The 22,622-nt window shown below is 45.7% G+C and carries 18 protein-coding genes and 4 pseudogenes; 18 read left to right on the top strand and 4 right to left on the bottom strand.

What is annotated here, in order from left to right:
* Positions 1 to 6: 6 nt before the first annotated feature.
* From Q0144_RS08520 to Q0144_RS08500, 6 genes and pseudogenes are all read left to right on the top strand, one after another.
* Positions 7 to 480: a prepilin-type N-terminal cleavage/methylation domain-containing protein gene (locus Q0144_RS08520; RefSeq protein WP_297987909.1), complete on the top strand. Its 474-nt coding sequence runs from the start codon at positions 7 to 9 to the stop codon at positions 478 to 480.
* Positions 481 to 484: 4 nt separating this feature from the next.
* Positions 485 to 736: pseudogene (locus Q0144_RS10610) on the top strand (primosomal protein N'); the annotation flags it as partial.
* A 702-nt stretch (positions 737 to 1,438) separates the two neighbouring features.
* Positions 1,439 to 2,776, top strand: a pseudogene (gene priA, locus Q0144_RS10605) (primosomal protein N'); the annotation flags it as partial.
* 650 nt (positions 2,777 to 3,426) lie between these two features.
* Entirely contained in the window at positions 3,427 to 3,975 is a 549-nt protein-coding gene (locus tag Q0144_RS08510) for a hypothetical protein (RefSeq protein WP_298063316.1), read from the top strand.
* 59 nt (positions 3,976 to 4,034) lie between these two features.
* Complete coding sequence (locus tag Q0144_RS08505; protein WP_005872169.1) at positions 4,035 to 4,649, top strand: hypothetical protein; 615 nt, start codon at positions 4,035 to 4,037, stop codon at positions 4,647 to 4,649.
* Positions 4,650 to 4,662: 13 nt separating this feature from the next.
* A complete protein-coding gene (locus Q0144_RS08500) occupies positions 4,663 to 7,308 on the top strand; it encodes a calcium-binding protein (RefSeq protein WP_298063313.1) in 2,646 nt (881 codons plus the stop codon).
* A gap of 164 nt (positions 7,309 to 7,472) precedes the next feature.
* On the opposite strand, the gene ybeY is transcribed toward Q0144_RS08500, so the two are convergent.
* Positions 7,473 to 8,102 carry an rRNA maturation RNase YbeY gene (gene ybeY / locus Q0144_RS08495; protein ID WP_298063311.1) on the bottom strand — a complete coding sequence of 210 codons (630 nt, stop codon included), beginning with the start codon at positions 8,100 to 8,102 and terminating at the stop codon, positions 7,473 to 7,475.
* Between the two features lie 54 nt (positions 8,103 to 8,156).
* Here ybeY and Q0144_RS08490 point away from each other — a divergent pair.
* From Q0144_RS08490 to Q0144_RS08470, 5 genes and pseudogenes are all read left to right on the top strand, one after another.
* A pseudogene (locus Q0144_RS08490) lies at positions 8,157 to 8,423 on the top strand (7-cyano-7-deazaguanine synthase); the annotation flags it as partial.
* A gap of 528 nt (positions 8,424 to 8,951) precedes the next feature.
* Positions 8,952 to 9,359, top strand: a pseudogene (locus Q0144_RS08485) (7-cyano-7-deazaguanine synthase); the annotation flags it as partial.
* Positions 9,360 to 9,682: 323 nt separating this feature from the next.
* A complete protein-coding gene (locus tag Q0144_RS08480; RefSeq protein ID WP_297943277.1) occupies positions 9,683 to 10,129 on the top strand; it encodes a hypothetical protein in 447 nt (148 codons plus the stop codon).
* A gap of 1 nt (position 10,130) precedes the next feature.
* The gene (locus tag Q0144_RS08475) at positions 10,131 to 10,613 is read left to right on the top strand and encodes a hypothetical protein (protein ID WP_298063309.1); all 483 of its coding nucleotides are present in this window, start codon (positions 10,131 to 10,133) and stop codon (positions 10,611 to 10,613) included.
* Between the two features lie 13 nt (positions 10,614 to 10,626).
* Positions 10,627 to 10,854, top strand: coding sequence for a hypothetical protein (locus Q0144_RS08470; RefSeq protein ID WP_298063307.1), 228 nt, complete (start codon positions 10,627 to 10,629; stop codon positions 10,852 to 10,854).
* A gap of 31 nt (positions 10,855 to 10,885) precedes the next feature.
* Here Q0144_RS08470 and tsaD read toward each other — a convergent pair whose 3' ends face one another.
* The 3 genes from tsaD to Q0144_RS08455 form a co-directional block, all read right to left on the bottom strand.
* Positions 10,886 to 11,893: a tRNA (adenosine(37)-N6)-threonylcarbamoyltransferase complex transferase subunit TsaD gene (tsaD, locus tag Q0144_RS08465; protein ID WP_298063305.1), complete on the bottom strand. Its 1,008-nt coding sequence runs from the start codon at positions 11,891 to 11,893 to the stop codon at positions 10,886 to 10,888.
* A 297-nt stretch (positions 11,894 to 12,190) separates the two neighbouring features.
* Positions 12,191 to 13,579: a cell envelope integrity protein CreD gene (gene creD, locus Q0144_RS08460; protein WP_298063302.1), complete on the bottom strand. Its 1,389-nt coding sequence runs from the start codon at positions 13,577 to 13,579 to the stop codon at positions 12,191 to 12,193.
* Positions 13,580 to 13,940: 361 nt separating this feature from the next.
* Positions 13,941 to 16,010 (bottom strand): TonB-dependent receptor, encoded by a 2,070-nt coding sequence (locus Q0144_RS08455; RefSeq protein ID WP_298063299.1) that lies wholly within the window; start codon positions 16,008 to 16,010, stop codon positions 13,941 to 13,943.
* Positions 16,011 to 16,294: 284 nt separating this feature from the next.
* Here Q0144_RS08455 and exbB point away from each other — a divergent pair, with 284 nt between their 5' ends.
* From exbB to Q0144_RS08420, 7 genes are all read left to right on the top strand, one after another.
* Entirely contained in the window at positions 16,295 to 16,717 is a 423-nt protein-coding gene (gene exbB / locus Q0144_RS08450; protein ID WP_298063364.1) for a TonB-system energizer ExbB, read from the top strand.
* The gene (exbD, locus tag Q0144_RS08445) at positions 16,714 to 17,097 is read left to right on the top strand and encodes a TonB system transport protein ExbD (RefSeq protein WP_177389020.1); all 384 of its coding nucleotides are present in this window, start codon (positions 16,714 to 16,716) and stop codon (positions 17,095 to 17,097) included. The genes exbB and exbD overlap by 4 nt, the downstream gene beginning before the upstream one ends.
* Positions 17,094 to 17,909, top strand: coding sequence for an energy transducer TonB (locus tag Q0144_RS08440; protein WP_298063296.1), 816 nt, complete (start codon positions 17,094 to 17,096; stop codon positions 17,907 to 17,909). The genes exbD and Q0144_RS08440 overlap by 4 nt, the downstream gene beginning before the upstream one ends.
* A gap of 351 nt (positions 17,910 to 18,260) precedes the next feature.
* On the top strand, positions 18,261 to 19,208 hold the full coding sequence (locus Q0144_RS08435) for an NAD(P)-binding domain-containing protein (protein WP_298063294.1): 948 nt from the start codon (positions 18,261 to 18,263) through the stop codon (positions 19,206 to 19,208).
* Positions 19,205 to 20,446, top strand: coding sequence for a methyltransferase (locus Q0144_RS08430; RefSeq protein ID WP_298063292.1), 1,242 nt, complete (start codon positions 19,205 to 19,207; stop codon positions 20,444 to 20,446). The genes Q0144_RS08435 and Q0144_RS08430 overlap by 4 nt, the downstream gene beginning before the upstream one ends.
* The gene (locus Q0144_RS08425; protein ID WP_298063290.1) at positions 20,439 to 20,798 is read left to right on the top strand and encodes a YkgJ family cysteine cluster protein; all 360 of its coding nucleotides are present in this window, start codon (positions 20,439 to 20,441) and stop codon (positions 20,796 to 20,798) included. Before Q0144_RS08430 ends, Q0144_RS08425 begins: the two co-directional genes overlap by 8 nt.
* Positions 20,777 to 22,621 carry a hypothetical protein gene (locus tag Q0144_RS08420; RefSeq protein ID WP_298063288.1) on the top strand — a complete coding sequence of 615 codons (1,845 nt, stop codon included), beginning with the start codon at positions 20,777 to 20,779 and terminating at the stop codon, positions 22,619 to 22,621. The genes Q0144_RS08425 and Q0144_RS08420 overlap by 22 nt, the downstream gene beginning before the upstream one ends.
* Position 22,622 lies beyond the last annotated feature (1 nt).

Here is a 22,622-nt window from a genome sequence, read left to right as displayed (position 1 = left end):
TTTAACATGAAAAATTTAAAAGCTTTTACGATGATAGAGCTTGTTTTTGTCATCGTCGTTTTAGGTATTTTGGCGGGCATTGCGGTGCCTAGATTAGCCGCTACGCGCGATGATGCTACAATCGCTAAGATGCGTGGGGATATCGCCGCCATTAGAAGCGGACTTTCGCTAGTTAGAAGCGAGAATATGATGAGGGGCGTGACTACGTGGCCCGCTTTGGAGGGTTCAGACAATGCCACTCTTTTTGAAGGCGTTTTGCAGCAACCTATCTATCCTATGAGAGATGGCGGTAGGAACGGCTGGGCTTTGGTTACGAACGGCAATGCTAACGCAACGTCTACATATAGGGCTAGCGTAGCGGGCAAGAGTACTACTTTTGATTACTATCCGACATCGGCTTTGGCTACGGCAGCGGGTAGAAACGTAGGTTCATTCGACTGCGATCACAAAGACGAGCTTTGCCAATCCTTAGCTCAATAGCTAAATGCTCTATTATGAAGTTGCGGTTTTGGGCGCCAGCCTAAAGCCGCTTACTTATAGTTTAAATTTTAAAATCCCAGCTTATCAAATCGTATCCGTTCCCATAAAATCAAGTATCAAATCCGCCGTAATTCTGCGCGAGGTTGCAAAGCCGAGCTTCAAAACTAAGAAAATTTTAGAGATTTCGCAGCTTAAATTTACGCAGTTTCAAATTATACTAGCAAATTTTATAGCGCATTATTATGTTTGCGAAAAGGGCGTTGCATTCGGGATCTTTGAGCCTTCAAGTGAGACGACGCAGAATTTGCGGAATTCGCAGGAGGATCCTACGACCGAGCGGAATTGCGCTTGCGAGCAAATTCCCGTTAGTGAGTTGGTCTCCGCTTGCAAACAAGCTTCTACCCGCGAACAAAATTTTATTTTCGAGCAGGATTCCATCACCACACAAAATTCTACGCTCGATGGGAATTTTAATGCCACACACAATTCCGCCTCAATTCAAAATTCTGAATTGAGGAGGAATTCTACTACCGCAGAAAATTCTGTTACCGTCATAAATTCCGTCATCACGCCAAATTCCATGCAAAAGCAAAATTTAAAGCGGGCGCCAAATTCTATCTCGCAAAATTTGGCGTCAAATTCCGCCCCTGCGCAGAATTCTATCCAAGAGCAGGGCTTTGTCAATGAACTAAATTCCGCCTCAATTCAAAATTTCGCATTGATTCAAAATTCTGCCGCCATGAAGACCGCCATAAATTTTGTTACCGCGCCGAGTTCGGCACACAAACAAAATTTCGCTATCGCGCAAAATTCGATCCAAGAGCGGGATTTTACCGAGAGAGAGAATTCCATTTCGATTCAAAATCCTACTTCAGCGCAAAATTCCATCTCAATTCAAAATTCCGACGCCGCGGCGCAAAGCCCCGCCCCGCCGTCGCTATCTCCGCTTCAAATAGGTAAAATTCCAAACCTCACCCCCGCGCAGGAGCAAGCGCGTAAATTTGCCGAAGCTAACGAGACATCGCTGATTTTCGGCGATACGGGCAGCGGCAAGAGCGAAATTTATATCGCGCTGATCGCGCAGGCGCTCGCTGCGGGCAAACAGGCTCTGTTTTTGATGCCCGAGATTTCGCTTACGCCGCAGATGACGAAGCGGCTGCAGAGCTATTTCGGCGAGCGACTCGGCGTCTGGCACTCCAAAATTTCGCCCAAAAAAAAGCGCGAAATTTTAGCGAAATTTAACGTAGGCGAGATTCGGCTCATCGCGGGCGCCCGCTCCGCGCTGTTTTTGCCCTTTAGCGATCTAGGTCTCATCGTCGTGGACGAGGAGCACGACGACAGCTACAAATCCGCCGCCGCGCCGCGCCTAAATGCCCGCGACGCCGCGATTTTCGTCGGCAAGAAGCTCGGCATCCGCGTGGTTTTGGGCTCCGCGACGCCCGCGCTTAGCACCTACGCGAAGCAGCCGCACTTCCGCCTGCGCGGCACCTACTTTAGCAGCGCCAAGCGCTTTATTTTTGACGAGAGCGAGACGGCGCTGAGCTCCAAAATTTTAACCGAGATCGGGCGCAGCCTCGAAGCCGGCAAGCAGGCGGTCGTGTTTTTGCCCACGCGCGCGAACTACAAATATATGGTCTGCGAAAACTGCGGGCAGATCGTGCGCTGCCCGTTTTGCGCCGTCGGGATGAGCTACCACGCGGACGCTGCGGCGCTAAAGTGCCATTACTGCGGCTTTAGCACGTTTTACAAGGCGTCTTGCGAAAACTGCGGCGGCGAGGTGATGCAGGCGCGCAAGATCGGTACGGGCGAGCTCGCGGCACAGCTTACGGCGCGTTTCCCAAGTGCCCGCATCGCAAAATTTGATCGCGACGAGATCACCACGCAGCGCAAGCTTGAGGCGCTGCTAAACAACTTCAACGCCCATAAAATCGACATTCTGGTAGGCACGCAGATGCTTAGCAAGGGGCACGATTACCATGGCGTCGATCTTGCGGTGATAATGGGAATCGACGAGCATCTGAGCTATCCCGATTTTAGGGCGCGCGAGAAGACGCTAGCGCTTGCGATGCAGGTGGCTGGCCGCGCGGGTCGCTCGGGGCAGGGCAGGGTCGTCATACAGACGCGCCAAAGCGGCTTTTTTAGGGATTATATCGAAAACTACGACGATTTTTTGCGCGACGAAGCGGAGTTTCGCGAGGGGCTCTATCCACCGTATATGCGGCTTTTGCGCGTACTGATCTCGCATAAAAACGAAAAGGCGGCGGGCGAGATAATGAGCGCCACGCTTGAACTTTTGCGCCACAAACAGGCGGAAAGTAGCACGTCTGCATCGCATGACGGGCTGGACGCGAGGCAAGCAAATTTAAGCGCTTTAAATTTGCAAAATTCTGTGCAGCAGGGCGGTAAACAGATGCCAAATTCTAAATTTCAAAGCTCGGATCTGTGCGGGGGCGATGTAAATTTAAACCGCCAAAACGCTTCAAATTTAAAAAATGCCGCGCAAATTTCAGCTTGCGACGCAGGCGCGGACAGCGTAAATTTAAAGCCCGAAAGAAACGGCACCGCGCAAAATTTTATAAATTTAGCGGCCGAAAATACTGCCGAAAATTCCGCGCAGTATTTGAAAGAGAAAGCGAGCGAGAGCTTTGAGATCATCGGCTACGGCAAGGCGGGCATCGCCTATATCGCGTCGAAATTTCGCTTTGAAATTCTGCTGCGCGCTAGCTCGCACGTGCCGCTCATCAATGCTGCGCACACGCTTGAGCATCTGCCCGTCGAGATCGATATGGATCCCGTAAACTTCGGCTAAACGTGCGATTTATAAAATTTTATCGACATAAGCCTTACCCGCAAAATTTTACGCAACGAGGCGATGAATTGAGGTAAGAAAATAGATTTTGGCAGCGGTAGGTCTTGCTACCTTGTATAATCAAAGAAGGAAACGATTTGAAAAAACTACTTAGAAATTTTATGATTTTCGCAGGTTTCATCTTTATATTATACGCCTCTTATTTTCTATATTTTTATTCCAAAAAAGCCGAATATGCGGCTATTTTATTGCAGAAGGCGCTTAGGTATGAAGAGAAATTTTTTACTGAGAAAACACAAAATTTAGACCCGTCTGAGCAAACCAAGCTAAGGCATGAGTTTGAAAAAGAGAAATTAAAACTAGAAAAATATTGCAGCGATGCCATAATAAACGGCGAAAATGGTTATTGCAAGGTTTATTACAACCTCGATTTCGACTATATCCATTTTTACGACGGGCGAAATCAAGATATCGCGCTGGGCTACGACTTTGATAACGAAAGCATCGAGTTTTATAAAAAGCTATCAGATCACTATGATTACAAAGGCAAAAAATGCAGATCGCGCAGGGTATACAGCGAGCACCATGCGACATTTGCGATTGATAATTTTGAGTATGCAAAATTTTGGTTGGGAAATTACGGTGAATTTACCCTAAAAGATCCATACATTCATGAATGTGAATAAAATCTATTATGCTTAAAGCGAAAGGATAAATCCGCTAAAATGCCTATAAATGGAGCAATATGAGAGTATTAAAATTTATTTTTATAATAGCAGCGTCTATTTTGTTTTGTTATGTGGCGGAGGAGCTTATAAATTATTTGATAATTAAGCCGCGCATTCCTATGGAATTTACCGATATAAATTTAACTAAAGCCGGCAATAAAGCGGAATTATATATAAATAACAAAGATGATAAAATTTGTAGATATTTTACTTTGGATTTTGTCTCATACGATTACGATAGAGATATGAAGCTCTTGGATGATGAGTTCGCAAATACGTATATAGGAGGGGAATACGACGTGAACGAAACGCTGCTGCGCGGTACCAAAATACCGCTAAGTCTAAAGATATACAAAATAGATAATGAGCCGAATAAATTTGGACGCGGAAAGGAGTATTTTTATTATAAGTTAAAACCCGTGTTTGCAGAGGTGAGGAATTTACGCCCCGCGTATATGCAAACGAGTATTTATAGGGGCGAGAAACACTATGACGCATATAGTGCGACGATCGCCTGCACGCCCTTACAAAAAGGTATGTATAAGGTAGAACTAGAGAATTTACAAGATTTGCCTATTTTTTCGAATGTAAAAATTTATTTTACTACGAAAGATAGCGGCCTTAAATATTAACAAGGAGAATAAAATGACCTATAGATTAACCATAAAGATTGCAGAGAAAGGAACTATTTATATTCCGCAGGATCCGAACTACGAGAGACCTCATGGCTCATTGGCAGGTCATATGTGGTACTCTATTTCAGATGGAAGTACTGAAAAATCATATGGGTATGCACCTGGAGGGGTAACTGAATGGGATAATAATGGCTACCAAAGCACGTATTATACGGGTACCATCATTATTAATAAAACCCAATATGATATTTTAAAAAATTTTGGTCAAAAACATATTGCGATAGAATATGGTTTTGGAGATAATGATTATAACGTATTGTCTAATAGTTGTATAGATTTCGTATGGAAAGCATTAAATTTAGCGGATTTAAATCCTATTGATTTCCAAGGCAATTTAATTCCTACAGCCAATATGATGAATGTAGATAGGTCGTTATATAGATTTTTATTTAAAACAATAGATGGGTGGAAATATGATTTTCTAGAAAAAGATTATAACGTATTGTATGGAAGTAATTATGACGACGATGATCTACAGAGTAAAAATAATACTGATGTGGTTTATGGCGGAGACGGAAAAGATACCATTATAGGTAATAATTTAAATCAATACTTATATGGTAATGAAGGTAATGATACTATACAAGCGGTAGGTGGTAAAAAGAATTTTTTATATGGAGGGAATGGTGATGATATATTAGTAGGTGGAAATAATAGTATTGATGTTTTCGATGGCGGTAACGGCTATGATATATATCATGCGGATGAGAATGACACGATAAACGATTCCGATGGCAGCGGCAAAGTATATTTGAGCGAGACTAAACTAAAAGGCGGAAGGTTTATAAAAGAGCAATCGCACGGAAATATCGAAATTTATAAAAGTAATGACGATTCTATAACTTATGAGTACAATACTTCCATGAAGGTATTGAGCGCGAATGGTCTAAAGATAAACGATTTCGACAATAACGAGTTAGAGATAAATTTGCAAAAAGAGCAGTCGAATGAATTCGCCATACTTAGCGATACTACGGGCTCCATGGGTGGGGCGATAAGCTCGGTAAAATCCCAAGCAAAAGAGATCATAAAAACCGCCTTTGCTAGAGATAAAAATACCAAGGTAGGAGTATTTGGCTATAACGATCCGGGCGTTCAAACTTTTACCAATCTCACGAATGATCAAAACGCGATAATGTCTGCTATAAACTCACTTTACGCAGATGGCGGAGGCGATACGCCGGAGATGACTTGGCATGGGATTTATAATGCCGCAAATTCAAATTGGAGCGAATACTCCGTAAAAAGAATTTTCGTTTTTGGCGATGCTCCCGCGAAGGACAATGAGTTCAAATCTAAAGCAATGGTGGCGCTTTTGCCCAATAAACCAAGAGCGGTAGCAAGAAGTTTAAGCGCAGCAAACGCGCTTTATGGCAATAATCACAGTGATTTAAATAATATTCAGGTCTTTACGATTCAAACGGGCGGTGGTGAAGATGTGGCGGCGGAATTTAAAGAATTAGCCGAATCCACCGGCGGCGGCTATGTAAATATGACAAACTCGGGCTATACATCCGTGGCGGATGCTCTTTTTGACGCTATGAATACAGGTACTTCCAAAAATGAAACCATTGTCGGCAATGAGAAAAACAATATCATAAACGGCAAGGGCGGGGATGATGTATTAGAAGGAAGAGAAGGAAGCGATACCTATGTTTTTGAAGAAAATTTCGGCAAAGATACGATAATAGAAACTAACAAGGAAAATAAAGATAAAAATATCATAGATATGTCCGCCTTCAGTTTAAAAGATGTCGTTTTTAGACAAAATAAAAATGATGTCGTCGTAAATAGGTCAAAATTTGACGCGGTCACTATAAGAGATTTTTATTCAGATGAAGAGAAGATATCGCAGATCAAATTTAAAGATGTAACGTTGGGCTATGAAGAGATCAAAGAGCTAACTGCGCTTCAAAGCAATAAGGAAGTCATTAAATTTGCAAATAAAGGCGAGAATAAGCTAAAAGCTTTACTGAAAAAGGTATTTTTCAAAGCTGATGATGAAACCGCTACGACGATAAAAGGCGGTGTAAGAAGCGATGCGCTAGTGGGATCAAATTTGAACGATAAAATTTACGGAGGTCTCGGGCACGATACGCTCATCGGTGGAAAAGGTGATGATTATTTAGACGGCGGCCTGGGTAATGATAAATACGTATTTCGCAAGGGAGACGGCAAGGATGTTATTAGCGATTGCAGTGGAAACGATACGCTGATATTAAAAAATATAAATAAGAACGAACTTGAATTATCTAAAGAGAAAAATGATTTGATCTTGAAATTTAAAGAAGGAAGCGATCAAATCACAATAAAGGATCATTTCAAGCGAAGCTTAGGATATAACCACAGGCTTGAAAATATTAAATTTGCAGATGGCACGCAGATGAGTTATAAACAGATCGAAGATGTTGTTCGTGCGGGCGAATACACCGGTGGGCTTAAACAAGCAAGTTCCTTGAAAAACGATTATTTTGTGCCGCAAGATACAGTAAATAAAATTATCGAGCAGTTAAATTCGTACGCCGATAATTCGCAAGCACTAGAATTTATGTCAAATAATGCACAAAAAGATAATATTCAAATTTATATGAGCTAGCTTATTTGCATAGTGCGAATGGTTATGACAAACGAGTATAAATTTGGGCAGATCTTAATAAATTCAGCGAGATTAATATTCTCGCTGAATTTATATTTTATAATCCTCATTTAGTAGAATTTATACGTTATAGATTTAGCTTGCCGTTTTTCAATATACAGCGCCTACTCCTCGTTTCTCTCCGTTCGTACGATTAGGCTTTTTGGAAGGCGGAATTTCTCGATGATCTCGCACTCTTTGGCGCGCATCTGCCCGTCGTCGCTCTCGTGATCGTAACCTAGCACGTGCAGCAAGCCGTGCGTAAAAAGTAGCGCCGTCTCGTCATCCCTGCCGTGCCCCAGCTGCGCGGCTTTCAGCTCTACGAGGTCTAAATTTATCACGACCGAGCCGAGTAGCACGGGGGCGAAATTCCCGCCGTCAAAATTCTTATTCTTTAAATTTTCATCGCTAGAACTTTTGCCCTCGGAATTTTTGGAATTTATGGTATTGGAATTTTTGCTCGCAGAATTCGCGGCGTCTGTATTTTCATTAGCAGAATTCGCGGTGTTTAGAATTTTGCCGCCGCTGTTTTCATGCGCGGAGCTCTCTTCGCTCAAATCCTCGCCGAAGCTCGCAAACGCCGCAGGATCGAGCGGGAAGCTAAGCACGTCGGTCGCCTTATCGATGCCGCGCGTTTGCGCGTTTAGCTGTCTCATCTCCTCGCCGCGCACGAAAATTAGCTCGACGCTCCCGCCGCCCAGCTCCGTCGCGATAGCGTCCAAAATTTCGGGATATGGCTGCTCGCAAAGTATCATTTTTACCCCTCTTTTATAAAATTTTCGTATAATTTTAGCAAAAAAAGGACGAAAATGAGAGCTTTATGCGTGATCAGCGGCGGCATGGACAGCGCGACCTGCGCCTATATCGCGAGGCGCGAAGGTTACGAGATCGTGGCGCTGCACTTTGACTACAATCAGCGCACGATGGGCAAGGAGCGCGAGTGCTTCGGTAAAATTTGCGACGATTTGGGGGTCGCAAAGAGGTTCGTTTTGGACGCTCGCTTTATCGCTCAAATCGGCGGCAGTGCCCTTACGGACGGTACCTTGCCGATCAGAAAGGGTGCTGCAGAGCTTTGCGGCGCGGTAAATTTTACCGGCGCCGAAATTGACAGCGCGGCAAATTCCAAGAGCGCTCGCCTAGACGGGCAAAATTTTACCAAGACAAATTCCGTCGCCGAACTTGATGGGCAAAATTCTATTGCGGCAAATTCTACTAATGCCGAGACTGGCGGGCAAAATTTTACTGCGTCAAATTTCATGACGAGCCCCGCGGGCGCTCCGCTCGCCGTAGATTCGGCGCGAGACAGCTGCGTGCAGAGCGGTGAAACTTTAACGCAAGAGAGTGAAATTCCACTAGGGGATGATGAGCTTTCGCTGCAAGGCGGTAAAATTTTAGCTCGCGACGACAAAATTTTATCGCAGGGCAGCAAAATTCTGGTTCAAGAAGGTGAAATTTCACTTCAAAGCGGAGCCGAGCCGCAGCAGGGCGATAAAATTTCATCAAAGCGCGCAGGGGGTGAAATTTCACCTCAAAGCCAAAACAATAAAATTTCATCGCAGGGCCAAAGCGATAAAATTTTACCGCCAAGCGGCAAGAGCGTATTTTCGGATCTGCCGAGCACCTACGTGCCGTTTCGCAACGGCGTGTTTTTGAGCATCGCCGCCGCCCTTGCCGAGAAGGAGCGCTGCGACGCGATTTTCATCGGCGTGGTGCAGGAGGATAGCAGCGGCTACCCCGATTGCGGCGCGGAGTTTATCGGCGCGTTTGAGCGAGCGCTTGATCTGGGCACGAGCCGCGACTTTCATCCGCGCATCAAAACCCCGCTCGTGCACCTTAGCAAGGCGCAGATCGTCTCACTAGCGCTTGAGATCGGCGTGCCGCTAGAGCTTACGTGGAGCTGCTACGAGCGCGAGGACGCTGCGTGCGGGCTTTGCGACAGCTGCCTGCTGCGGCTCAAAGGCTTTGCTGGCGCCGGCGCGAAAGATAAAATCCCCTACGCTATAGAAGCTTAGGTGCGCCGCGACGAAATTTAATCGCGCCGCGGCAAAATTTACCGAGCCCGCGTAGCGTGTAATCCGCGTAGCGTTTAAATTTGAAATACTGCATGGTTTGCGGCAGGATTTAAACGCGCTGCGGCCTGCACTTTGGCGCGCGCCGAGCTGTGGCTGTAAATTTAAACTGCGCTTCGGAATTTGAAAAATTTTAATGCGAGCGTTGCATGCGGTTTGAGGCGAAAATCAATTATAAATTTAACCCTACGATATATTTATTAGCGCATAGGCGGATATAAACATATCGTAGTATAATCCGAGAATTAAATTTTAAGGAGGAGAGAATGGCGTTTGAAAATGCTATCATCACTAAAAAGGATGATGAAAAGTACGGGTTGAGTAAAATTTTTTATCAATATAGTCCGTATTATGAAGAACTACCTAGAAATTTTGTTGTTGATAGACAAAAAGATATTTGGTTTCTTTTAATTAAAAGACTACCAAATGAAGGGTATGATTATGGTTATGGGAGCAAAAAGCTATGGAGGCTTTATATTCAAGGAAATAATTTAGATATTCTTTTGGACTACGAATATGATCAAGAAGTGGATGGACGCAAATTTCAAAGGGTGTGGAAAATTATCGAGGTGAATGTTATAAATTCTATTATTCCAGATAATGAAGTTATTAAAATATTGAGAGATATTTTGATTGATTTTAAATTTAGACCAGGCTGGGAGGGTAAGGATGATTTTAGTGTAGCATTAATAGATGTAAGAAAGGAAAAATAAAGTGGCGTTTGTAGCAGAATATATTTCGAAAGAGGACTTAAAGAAATATGATATTATAAATCGTGTAGATCAGTGCTTGGCAAAATATCATTATGATTCACAGGAGCCCAATGAAATAAAGTGGTTGAACTGGGTCATCGACAGGCAAAGAGATATTTGGCTTATCTTTGTTTGTAGCCCGCATCTACCTGATCCAAGAGACGGATATACCGGAGAGATGATTTGGCTGCTTTATTATAAGGGTAGAAAAATTGAGCTTGACATTAGACGGGTCTATGACGAAACCACAAGTAAAATGCTAGTCGATAATCCGTTTTTTATCAAATATAAGCTGGAAAATATAAATTCTAGTATTGACGGAATTTTGTTAGATGAACTTTATGGCGTCTTGAATGAGGCTTTAAAAGAATATGGTAGTCGTGGAATTGGCGGTAGAAAATTTCTACCAAAAGAACACCAGATTGTAACATTTTTACACGATTAAGAAAGGATAAAAAATGACGCGAGAACAAGCCGATCAAATTTTATCAGACATTACAAACGGCAAGGTGGCGCGCAGCGGTAGCGGTACCGATGGCGGTGCGAGAACGAAAGGAGTTTGGCAAAACGTGGCGCGAGCTCGAAGCGCGATGTATAAATTCAAAGTGAATTTTATCCAAAACCTAACCGTGAGCGAGCGCGAGATAAAATTTTACTCAAACATCCAGCGCGCAAGAATCCGCTAGCGGACGCAGATTATTTGTAAATTTTAAAATTTCACTCAAACGCCGAGCGTAGATTTAGATGCGGAATGATCTCAAGCTCTGCGGGCGCCGTAAATTCCTTTTTGCGCAGCTTTTCTATCGCTGCGCGCGCGATCATGGCGGCGTTGTCGGAGCAAAATTTCATCGGCGCAAAAAGTATCTCGCAGCTCGCCCGCTCGCACAAATCCGTCAAAAGCCCGCGCAGGTGCAGGTTTGCGCTTGCTCCGCCCACGACGCCGAAGCGCGCAAAGCGCCGCAGCTCAAAGATCCGCTGCAATTTATCCAGTATGTGCGCGCACGCCGCGTCCTCAAAGCAGCGCGCCAGATCGCGCATCGCCCGCTCATCTAGCTCGCCCGCCTCTTTTAGCTTTTCGATCTGCACGCGCACGGCGTTTTTAAGCCCCGAAAAGCTATACTCTAGCCGCCTATCGCCCTTCAGCGGCACGGGCAGCTCAAACCTCGGCTCGCCGCCTTTTGCAAGCTCCTCGATGAGTGCGCCGCCGGGGTAGCCGAGGCCTAGCATTTTGGCGATCTTATCGAAGCTCTCGCCGAAGCTGTCGTCGCCAGTGGTCGCTAAAATTTCAATACCCCCCGCCGCGTCGATATCCAAAACCATCGTATGCCCGCCGCTAACGAGCAAAACGCCCATCGGAAATCGCGCCTCGCCGCCTAAAAACAGCGAGTAAATGTGACCTACGAGATGATTTACGCCGATGAGCGGCAGATTTAGCGCGAGCGCGAGCGCTTTTGCCATATTCACGCCGCCGATCAGGCTCACGCTGAGCCCTGGTGTATTGGTCGCTGCGACGGCGCTAAGCTCGCTAAAATAGGGTTTTGCGCGCTGTAAAATCCGCGGCAGCGCCTCAGTATGCAGCCTCGCGGCAAGCTCGGGCACGACGCCGCCGTATTTGGCGTGATCGGCTTCCTGGCTTATTTTTTCGTAAAATTTCAGCTCGAAACTGCACTCATCCATCACCGCGACCGAGCTGTCGTCGCAGCTGCTCTCAATAGCAAGTATCACACAAAATCCTTAAAATTTTTCGCTCATTATACTCAAAAATCGGCTCTGCGGCGCAGATGAAATTTTAAAATTTAAAGCGGCGCGCCCTAAATTTTGTCTTTGTCGCGGTATGTTCGCGCTCGCGGGGCTAAATTTTAAAGCGCGCCGTTCGGCTCGGTCGCGGTTTGTCTGCCGCGTCGGGTAAATTTTAAATAGATGAAATTTTGGCAGTTGAAATTTAGCGAGCAAATTTAAAAAGGCCTTTGGATTTAAAGCTCCAAAGGCCGTCGCGATTAAATTTAGCGCTAAATTTAAAGGCTAAATTTCGGACTCCTGCTTTTTCTCGCCGCTTGGGATCGCGGTGTCGTACCAATCGAGCTTGCGCGTAAAATACATCACCAAAGAGATCACCGCAAATATCATCAAACTTCCCATTAATAGGGCGTAGTCTTCGGAATTTAAGATGACATAGAGGATCGCATATGAAACGAGCTGAACGCAAGTGATGAAAATGCCCCAGCGCGCGCCTTTGAAAATCGCGCTTGCGTAGAAAAATACTATCGCGCTGACTGCGATCGCCGAAGCAGCATAGCTAAGCGCAAAGCCCATGTGTTCGGAGAGTGAAAGTACCAGCAGGTAGAAAACGACGTCCTCAAGCCCGATGAGTAGATATTGGATCGGGTGGATGCGCTCGTGAGTATAAACCTCGCACAAAAAGATCGCCAAAAACGGCACCGCTAAGAATAACAGAGCGTAATCCGTGCAGCGCTTAATCAGCGAGTAGTTGTTCACGGGCTCGATGAAGCCGATGCTTACGGCGTCATTTCTATCGTCGTTGCTGCGCCAGTTCGTCATAGCGACGCGGTCATCTTGATCTGCAAGCCACGCAGGAGCAATGCCTGCGGCTAAGCCTGTAACTTCCCACGAAGCTTTAAAGCCGCTAGCGCTTACCTCGCGCGATTTGGCGATGAAGCCGCCGCCAAAGCTAGGCGATGCCCAAGTAGAGCTAATTTCAAAACGGCTATTTTGCGCGATCGGAGCTAGATGAAGTGCCTCGCCGCCTTGGATTTTAAGCGTGCCGCTGATGCTAAAATCAGACGACAGCGCTGAAGTGGGGAGCTTGTAGATTAGGCTTCGATCGAAAATTTTAGCTTCGGTGTTGCCGTGATATTGCTTAAGCTCCTTGCCGTTTAAGCTTAAAGCGGGGGAGGCGGTGAAGGATTTTTGATTGCCTACGCCGAGCACTAGCACGGCTTCGTCGAAATTTAGCCGCGCAGGATCGACGCCGAGCTCGGTATAGTTTATCGCCTCAAAGTCCGCCTTAAGCGCGAAGTCGCCGTTATATATCGGAACGCGAAAAATCCCGCGCTTTAGATAGGTGGGGTCGATCTCTGCCGCGAGGGAGTAGTTTTTAGGCACGATGATGAAATTTTTCTCTACGCGCCTTTTTACGAGCTCGTTGTTGCTTTTGTCTATCGCTTCGATTATCTCTGCGTAGGGCACTACGATCGCAAGGCCCTGGATTTGCAGCTCGCCGCCCACCGGTGTGAGGATCGAATCCTGCGCGAGCTGCTTGGTTTCGGAGCGCGAGTAGGTAAGATTATCGATAAAGCTTAGCGGAATTAGCAGCAGCAAAAGCAGCACTAAAACTATAAACGGTTTCGTCCAAAATGCTCCGCGAATGGCGTTTTTAGTATAATTTAACAAAGGCTCTCCTTTTAAGTAGAATTTAAAACGGAATTTTAACGATGAAGAGTAAACGGACGGCACTTGAAGCGGGAGGAATCTTATAAATTCTAAAGGAACTTTGGATGTGAAGCGTTGCGGATATCGCTTTGAATTTTGGGAATTTCGCCGCAAGCTAGAATTTCATTGCGAATGAGAATTTTGCTATTCGCAAGAATTTTACGAGAAAATTTATGTTAGTAGAATTTAAAAGCTTGAAATTCAAAGCCCTTGGAATTTCAAATTTATAAAGCCCTAGGAATTTTGAAATTCCAAGGGCTTGAATTTTTAAAATTTCGCCGCTTTAGCGTGCAAAATTTCGTACCGTCATCTCGCGTAAGCTTTAAAATTTATACGCCACGCTTAGCTTGAAATTTCGTCCCGGCTCCCAGTCGATAGCGTTTGAATCACCGGTGAAATCGGCGCTGCGCTGCGAGTGCGACGCGTAGGCTTTATCAAAGAGATTGTAAACGCCCGCGTTGATCTCAAGCCCTTTAAATTGCCCGCTATCCGGAGCGTAGGTCACATATAGATCGTGAACCGCGTAGCTAGGCACTTTTGTTTTTTCGTCGCTATTTGCAGAGGCCACGTTCTTGGAGTTGAAAAAGAGCAAGTTATAGCCCAGCAGTAGATCCGCCGCAGAGATTGCGTACTCGGCATTGAAGGTGTATTTATCGCCATAATCTCGGTAGCCGATGATGTTTGAGCTTAGATAGCCCGAGCCGCTGCGCACGCGGTCTTTATATTCTACGTGCTGGTGGGTGTAACCCGCAGCAAGGCTCAAATCATCTAATATCAATCTTGCGTAAAGCTCGACGCCGTCAATATCCGCACCGCCTGCGTTAGCCCTGCATAAGGTGCCCTGTGCGCCTCCCGGGCAGCCGACGATTCCGCCCGCCGCATTGTTATCTACGATGAGATTTTTATATTCCGTCCTGAAATATTTTGCGGTTAGGCTTACCGAGGAGTTCTCTCCTAGCTCGCTTTTGTAGCGACCGCCTATTTCGTAGGCGTTGCCCGTAGTGGCTTTTAAATTTTCATTGGCCATCCAGCTTAGCGGTCTGCCACGGCTAGTGCCCGCAGCCATCATGCTCTCCATTACGTCAGGTCCTCTAAATACCCGCGCATAGCTCGCAAACGCTCCAAATCCCGCGCCAATCTCGTAATCAAGCGCTAAAGCAGGGCTTACTTCGTCAAATTTATATTTGTAGCTAGAGATATTAGCGCCTCTGCCGTTGTAAGTTTTTAACTCGTGCCTTTCGTAGCGGATGCCCGGAGTTACCGTAAGCCCGCCGTAGCGCATAGCATCCTCGATATAAAAGCTATAATTATCGACCTTCTCGGGGCGTAGATTGCCGGGCTTAACGTAGTTTTCGGAGCGGTAGTAATCAAAGCCGTAACGTAGCGTATGAGCCAGATCGCCCGTTTCAAATTTACTCTTAGCGCCGATTTTGCCACCTTTGGTCTCGACGCCCCATTTTACGTTCGTTGAAGTTGATCCGATGCGTTGATGCTTGGTGTAGTATCCAGTGATGTCGAGCTCTAACAGGTCGCTTGGATTATACGTGTATTTGATCGTGTGCGTATCGCGCTCGTATTTGCGGTTATCCAGCTGTCCGTTTAGCCATGAGCCGAATTCCGGTCGCAGCGGATAGAGACCTTTATACTGCATATGTTCGGTAGAGAGCGAAATTTTATGAAAATCCAAAAAGCTATAGCCCGCTTTTAATAAATAATTTATATCGTTGCCGTCGCCGCCCGTAGGCTTGCCGTTGCCCGATTCGCCGAAGCCGTATCCGTAGTGCTTAAACGCAGCAAGCATATCTAGGCTATCAAACACCCTGCCATAAAGCATTGCGCTTTGCGAATAGCCCTCGTTGTTGCTCGTATAGCCCACTTTGAGCTTGGCGCCGATATCCTGACCGTCCTCAAGCATGTCAGAAGCGTCTACCGTCCTGAAGGCAACTGAGCCGCCCAAAGCGCCCGAGCCGTTCACGACTGAGCGCGCGCCTACATCGACCTCTACGGCTTTGATAAGATCCGGATCGATTAGTAAATCGGCGTTGTGATGGAAGGTATTGCCGTTTTGCTTCGCGCCGTCAATCGTGATATTTAAGCCACGATCGCTTACGCCACGCATATAAATTTTTTGATTCATGCCGTTGGTGCCGCCCACATACACGCCCGGAATGTCGCGAAATACGTCTTTTACGAGCGTAGCGTTGCGGGTGTTGATTTTGACATCATCCACGGTGCTAGGCGTGCTAGAATCGCTAGTAACTTCGATTACGCCTAGGCTTTGCGTATTTGAATCCTTGCTTTTGGACGCGTCCGTAGCGCTTGATTTCTCGTCTGCTTGTGCGCTTAAGCAAAGAACTGCGCACAAAGACAAAGCCAGATGAAATTTTTTCATACGAAATTCCCAAATGATAATAAGATTAAAAAACGGCGAATAATATAAAATTAATCCTTTATTTTATATTAATTATCAAGACATTTTAAAATCATTACAATTTTATCTCCGAATGCTTTATTATCATTAAATAAAGCTAAATGATAAAATATAATTTAAATATCGATCATCAAAATTTTAGTAAAAATTAAATCTACTTTTGATAAAATCGCTCATTTTTTGGCAAGGCACTTTGCTGAATTTATAAAAATTTTTAAAATTTTTAAGGAGAGCTTATGGGCATTATGGAATTTTTGGCGCATTACGTGGATTACATTATCTTTGCGATCCTCGGATTTATGAGCTTTTTAGTCGTGTGGTTTACTATCGAAAGGCTGCTTTTTTATTCGAAGGTTAAGGCGAGCGATTACAAAAGCAAGGCGCTATATGAAGAGGCTCTGACAAAAAATTTAACGACGCTTTATATTGTTTATTCAAATGCTCCGTACATCGGTCTTTTAGGTACTGTCATCGGCATTATGATCACATTTTTTGATATGAGTACTGCAAGCGGTATCGATACCAAGGCTATCATGCAAGGTCTCTCGCTTGCCCTTAAAGCTACGGCTACGGGTCTAGTAGTCGCCGTGCCTACGCTTATCATCTACAATGGCTTTGTTCGCAAGGTAGATGTGCTTCTAAACCGCTACGATGAGGTAGAAAGATGAGCATCCCTAGACGAGACGGGCTAAATATCGTCCCGTTCATTGACATTATGCTGGTGCTGTTAGCGATCGTGCTTAGTGTCTCGACTTTCATTGCGCAGGGGCATATCAAGGTAAATCTTCCATCTTCTTCAAGCTCGCAAAACCCGCAAGAGGATAAAAAAGTTACCATTAAAGTGGATAGCGAATCTAAAATTTACCTAGACGATATTGCAATAAGCGAGGATGAGCTTGAGAAAAAAATTGCCGCTCTCGATAAAAACGATCTTGTCGTATTGAAAAACGATAAAGACTCGAAATTTTCCTCTTTCATTTCTATCATGGATGTCCTAAAAAAGGCGGGCCATGAAAAATTTGCGATCGTGACCGAAAAAGAGCAATGAATAAAGATAGCGCAGTAGGTTTCATTGTATCTTTGGTGCTGCATTGCATCATCGCTGTGGGTGTTTTCGTATTTATATCCTCGGCGCCGAAGCCGCCTAGCATGCCCGATATGATAGCCTTTTCCATCGATAGTATAACGGACGAGGCTAGGCAGGGCGATATCTCGGATGAGCCGAATATCCCGCCTCCTTCCGATCAGTCCGAGTCTGAACCGGAGCCCGAGCCCACTCCGCCGGAGCCGGAACCGATACCGGAGCCTGAGCCGATTCCTGAACCCGAGCCGATACCGGAGCCCGTAGTCGAAAAACCCAAACCGGTCGAAAAGCCCAAGCCAAAGCCAGTAGAAAAACCAAAACCGGTCGAAAAACCTAAGCCTAAAAAAGAGCATAAAGTTCAAAGCAGCGATAGGAATTTAACGGCTAAATTTGACCCGACAAAGCCTATTTCGCTGGGTAGCGGCGGGGGCGGCGGCTCCAGTAGTGCAGGTGGCGGTAGCGACGCTATAACAAGCCGTGGCGATCCTAACAATAGCGATGTCGGCAAGAAAATTTTCGCCATCATTTCGCGCTACGCGCAGTCGCACTACCCTAAAAATGCGCAACGTATGCGTAAAATCGGCGTCGTAGGCGTGCACTTTACCTATACGGCAAGCGGTGATGTTAAGGGCCTTCGCGTTACGTCTTCTTCGAATGTCGATTCGCTTGATGAGGGCGCGTTAAGCGCGGTCGAGCGCACCAAAGGTAGCTTTCCAAAGGTCGAGAAAGATATGGAATTTAACTTTAGCATAAAGTATACACTAAATTTTAACTAGCCTTAAAGATTCTACTAAAAACCCCTGCCTGGGCGGTGAAATTTTAAAATTTTACCGCCCTTACCGCTTTGTCTTAGCTCGCGAAATTCTATCTTGGCAAAGTGAAATTTTAAAATCTGCCTCTCTTGCTGTGCTTCTACTGCTCCGCCGCATGAGCTTTTACAAACGGATTGGCGCCGTGAAATTTAAAATTTAAACGGAGAAAATTATGTCTTTTCAAATTTAGCCAAGCAAGCATCTTAAAGCGTTAAAATTTTAAATTTAAGCTACGAAATTGCTAGGAAATTCCACTGATTTTAATGGAATTTTTACTATAATTTCGTATGAAATTTAAAAGATTAAAGGAAATTTATGATAGACGTTTACGACTTGGCGGTGATCGGCGGCGGTCCTTGCGGCATCGCTTCCGTAGTAGAAGCCAAAAGAAACGGGCTCGCGCACGTGCTTCTGCTTGAAAAAGGCGACAACCACTCTCAAACGATTAGGCAGTTTTACAAAGATAAAAAGCGCGTAGATAAAGAATATAAGGGCTTTGACAGCGAGACGCGTGGCTCTATTTCGTTTGAAACCGGCACGAAAGAGAGCGTGCTAAATTATTTCGACGAGCTCTTAGATAGCGACGAAATCGATACGAATTTCAAAAGTGAGGTCGAAAAGATCGAAAAGCACGCAGATGAGTTTTATATCACGACTAGCTTGGCTGGATACCGCGCGCGCAACGTCATCGTCGCAATTGGTAGGATGGGCAAGCCCAATAAGCCCGCTTATAAAATTCCGCCTTCGATCACGCAACGCGTAAATTTCAATCTTGATAAATGCACGATCAATGAAAAAATTCTAGTCGTTGGAGGTGGTAACTCAGCCGCGGAATACGCTATAGCGCTATGTAAAACCAATGTCGTGACGCTTTGCTATCGCAAGGCTAAATTTACCCGCCTAAACGAGACGAACGAAAGCGACGTAATGCGCGAGACCAAATACGGCAACATCATCTTGCGCTTAGGTATCGATATAGAGGCTCTTGAGAATGAAAACGGCAAGGTGCTGGTAAAATTTGATAATGGCACCGAGCTCGTGTTTGACCGCGTGATATACGCGATCGGCGGCACGAGCCCGATCGATTTTCTTAAAAAATGCGGCATCGCTTACGATGAAAACGGCGTGCCGATCGTGGATGAAAATCTTCAAACCGCCACTAGTGGGCTTTACGTCGGCGGAGATCTCATCAGCAGAAGCGGCGGATCGATCGTAGTGGCGATAAATCACGCTCATACCATCATCAAAAATATCCGCAGATGAGGCTTTATCAGCCAAAAAAGGGTTATCGCTACACTAGCGATACGATTTTTTTGTGGAATTTTATAAGAAGCTCAGGCGTGCGTAAAGCTGACGCAGCATCGCAAAATGGCTCTTGGGCGCTGGGCTGTGGCGCGGAATTTAAAGACGCGACAGATGGAGGCTTTAATGCGCAGTTTTGCGCTTCGGATTTCGCAGGCGGCGAAGCGGAATTTTGCGCCGAGGATTGCGCTTTTAGCAAAGAAGAGTCGTATGTCGCTAACCATAGCGTAGGGAATGATCGCGATTTTGGAAGTAAGGGCTGCGCTGAACTTAAGGCGGAATTTAAAATGAAATTTCAAGCGGAATTTCAGGAGAAATTTCAAAGCGAGCGCTGTAAAAATTCCGATTTTCAAAACGACGAAGCCTGGCATGCTTTAAAGCCTGATATCGCAAGCGGTGAAAATTTTAAATTTTGTGACGAGCAAATCGCGCAGTCTTTAGAATCTCAAAAGACGCACGATAAAGATTTCGCGAGCAAATTTGAAGACGCCAAGGTGCGCGCGGATTTTACTGCGGAGTGCTTGCGTGACGGCGGCTTTGCAGTTTGCGATGAGCGTAGTTTAAAAAGCGCTCTAAATCCGCGAGCGATATACGGCGACGTGCTGGATGTGGGCGCAGGATGTGGAATTTTAGGGCTTTTGCTAAAACGCGATTTTGAGAGCATCAATCTAAGCTTGCTAGAAATTCAAGAGCGAAATTTAGAAATCTTAAGGCTAAATTCTTTGCAAAACGATCTGCCTGCCGAGATTTTGCACGCGGACTTCGCGGAGTTTAAAAGCGAGAAGCGTTTTGACTTTATCGTTTCAAATCCGCCATTTTATCGCGAGCGCATTTCGCTTAGCAAAGAGCCTCACATGGCGCTTAGTAAGAGCGCAGTAAGCCTTAGCCTACGGGATTTTGTGCGATCTGCGAATGCTCATCTTAAGCCTGGCGGTACGCTTATTTTTTGCTACGAGGCGGGCAAGCTAGCTAAAATTTGCGAGCTTTTGGGCGAGTTTAGGCTAAATTTGACGAGGCTTGGTTTTGTCTATCCTGACATTTCAAAGCCCGCTAAACTCGCGCTTTTGCAGGCTCGTAAGAACTCGCGCTCGCCCTGTGAGATCGTCCTTCCGATCTATGCTAGCGCGCACGGAAAGCGCACCGCACAAGCCCACGCGATCTACAAAAGCGCGGATTTAACGAGCGTGGATTATGAGTGAGTTTGGCTTTAGCTTCGATGCAAGCGCGTGCGAACGCTGCGGCGGCAAGTGCTGCACGGGAGAGAGCGGCTACATCTGGATAGATGAGAGTGAGATCGCGGCACTTGCGGTAAAATTTGAAATTTCGCCCGCGGAGCTTAAAAGGACGTATTTGGACAAGATAGGCGCTAAATTTAGTGTAAAAGAAAAGCCCTTTGAAGATGGTCTGGCGTGCGTATTTTTTGACGAATCGCAACGCAACTGCGGGATTTACGAGCTGCGTCCGAAGCAGTGCCGCAGCTTTCCGTTTTGGGAATATTTTAAAACGCATACTAAAGAATTGGAGGAAGAATGTATCGGGGTAAGGTTTTAAGCGGAATTTTAATCGCGGCGATGATTTTAGCGCCGCAGTATCTAAGTGCGGAAAGTGGGACGAATGCTGCAGCAGCGAAGCAGTCCGTTACGGATAAAAAGGCGTCTGATCGGAATTCCAGCATTGGCACAAAAAACAGTGCAAAAGATGCAATTAAAAAGAGCTTGATAAATCGCGGTGTAAGCGCTAAAAGTATAACCAAAGAAAAGCTAAATCACGCGATGCGAGCGCAAGAGGACGCCGAGTTAAATTTCGATTTGCTTACAGCTTTGGAGCTACTGCATAAAGATCCCGTTGCATCGATGTTTTTATATGAAAAGGCATACAATAAAACGGGCTCGTCCGTTTATCTGTTAGAGGCGCTAAAGACTGCTTTTGCGATCAAAGATCGTAAAAATACGGCGCGCTATTTAAAGCTCGGCGAAAAGAGCCTAAGCTCAGACTCTGAGTATCTGCGAGTAAAAATCGGCTACTACTTAGGCATTAAAGATAATCTAAATGCCAATACTGCTGCTCTTAAGCTAGTCACCGTAGATCCAGTTTCGCGTAGTTACGCGATCTTAGCGGCGACATATTATGCGATGGAGAATTTTACTTTAGCCAAAACCTACTTTGAAAAAGCCTATGAGCTAGACAAAACTGACGAAAATCTCATCAGATTATGCGACGTGCTGCTAAATAAACTCGATGATTCGGACGGAGCGATCCGCATCATCGAGACGCATAGGCGCATCTACGGCTGCGCCCAGGGTATGGCGTGCGAGCTGCTAGCTGATGTGTATCGCGCGAATAAACGCTATTTGGATGTCGCTAAGATCGATGAAGCGCTGTATGAAGCCAAAGGGGATAATAAATTCTTGGACGATATGATAGCGATTTATTACTACTCAAACGACTTTGATAAAATAATCGAGCTTTTGAAAAAATACGACTACAAGCGCGAGCTTCTAATCGATGCCTACGCGCATAAGAAAGACTATAAAACCGCAATTAAAATGGCGCGCGATGAGTTTATGAAAACCAAAAATTACGACTTTTTGGCGATCGAAGCGATCTACGAATATGAAAGTGCGGGCAAAAACGTGGACGCCAAGACCCTATCTAGCGTAGTGGCGAAATTTGAAAATATCGCGCCGCAGCTTAAAGACCCCGTGCATCTAAACTACTACGGCTACATCTTAATAGATCACGATTTGGACGTTCGCAAGGGCATCGAGCTCGTCCGCCGCGCCCTGCAAAAAGACCCCGACTCGCCGTATTATCTGGACTCGCTTGCTTGGGGATACTACAAGCTTGGCGAGTGCGACAAGGCTAAAAATGAAATGGCTAAGATCAAAGACGCAGAATTTTTTAATTCCCCCGAAGGCAAAGAGCATTTGGAGGCGATCGATGCGTGCGCCGCAGGTACAGGCGTAGCGCCGCAGAATTCCATATCGCAAAATCCCACTACGATAAAAGGCTCAGTGCCGAAAGATCAGGCGCCGCAAAGCCCGGCAATAAAAACTCCTTCGCCTAATTCCATAAAATCTACGGCGCCCGAAAGCTCTGTGTTAGATTCCGCACGTTCGAGCTCCGCTGCAACGCGTGATTTAACGCCAAAAGACTCCGCTTCGCAAAATTCTGCCGGGTCTGCAAATTCCGCGATTCAAAACCAGACACCAAATTCCGCGGCTTCTGAAAATTTTGCGACGCCTATAAATTCCGCCGCGCAGAATTCTGCCTCGTCAAGACAAAATTCCGTATCGAGGCAGGATTTTATGCCAGAGCAAAATTCTACGTCGAAAGAGCCCACCGGCTCTAAAATCCAGACACCAAAGCAGTAGC

This window comes from uncultured Campylobacter sp. (assembly GCF_938045345.1).
Classification (GTDB): domain Bacteria; phylum Campylobacterota; class Campylobacteria; order Campylobacterales; family Campylobacteraceae; genus Campylobacter_B.
The sequence above is the reverse complement of the archived record's forward strand: the minus strand, read 5'-3'. Positions and strand labels throughout refer to the sequence as shown.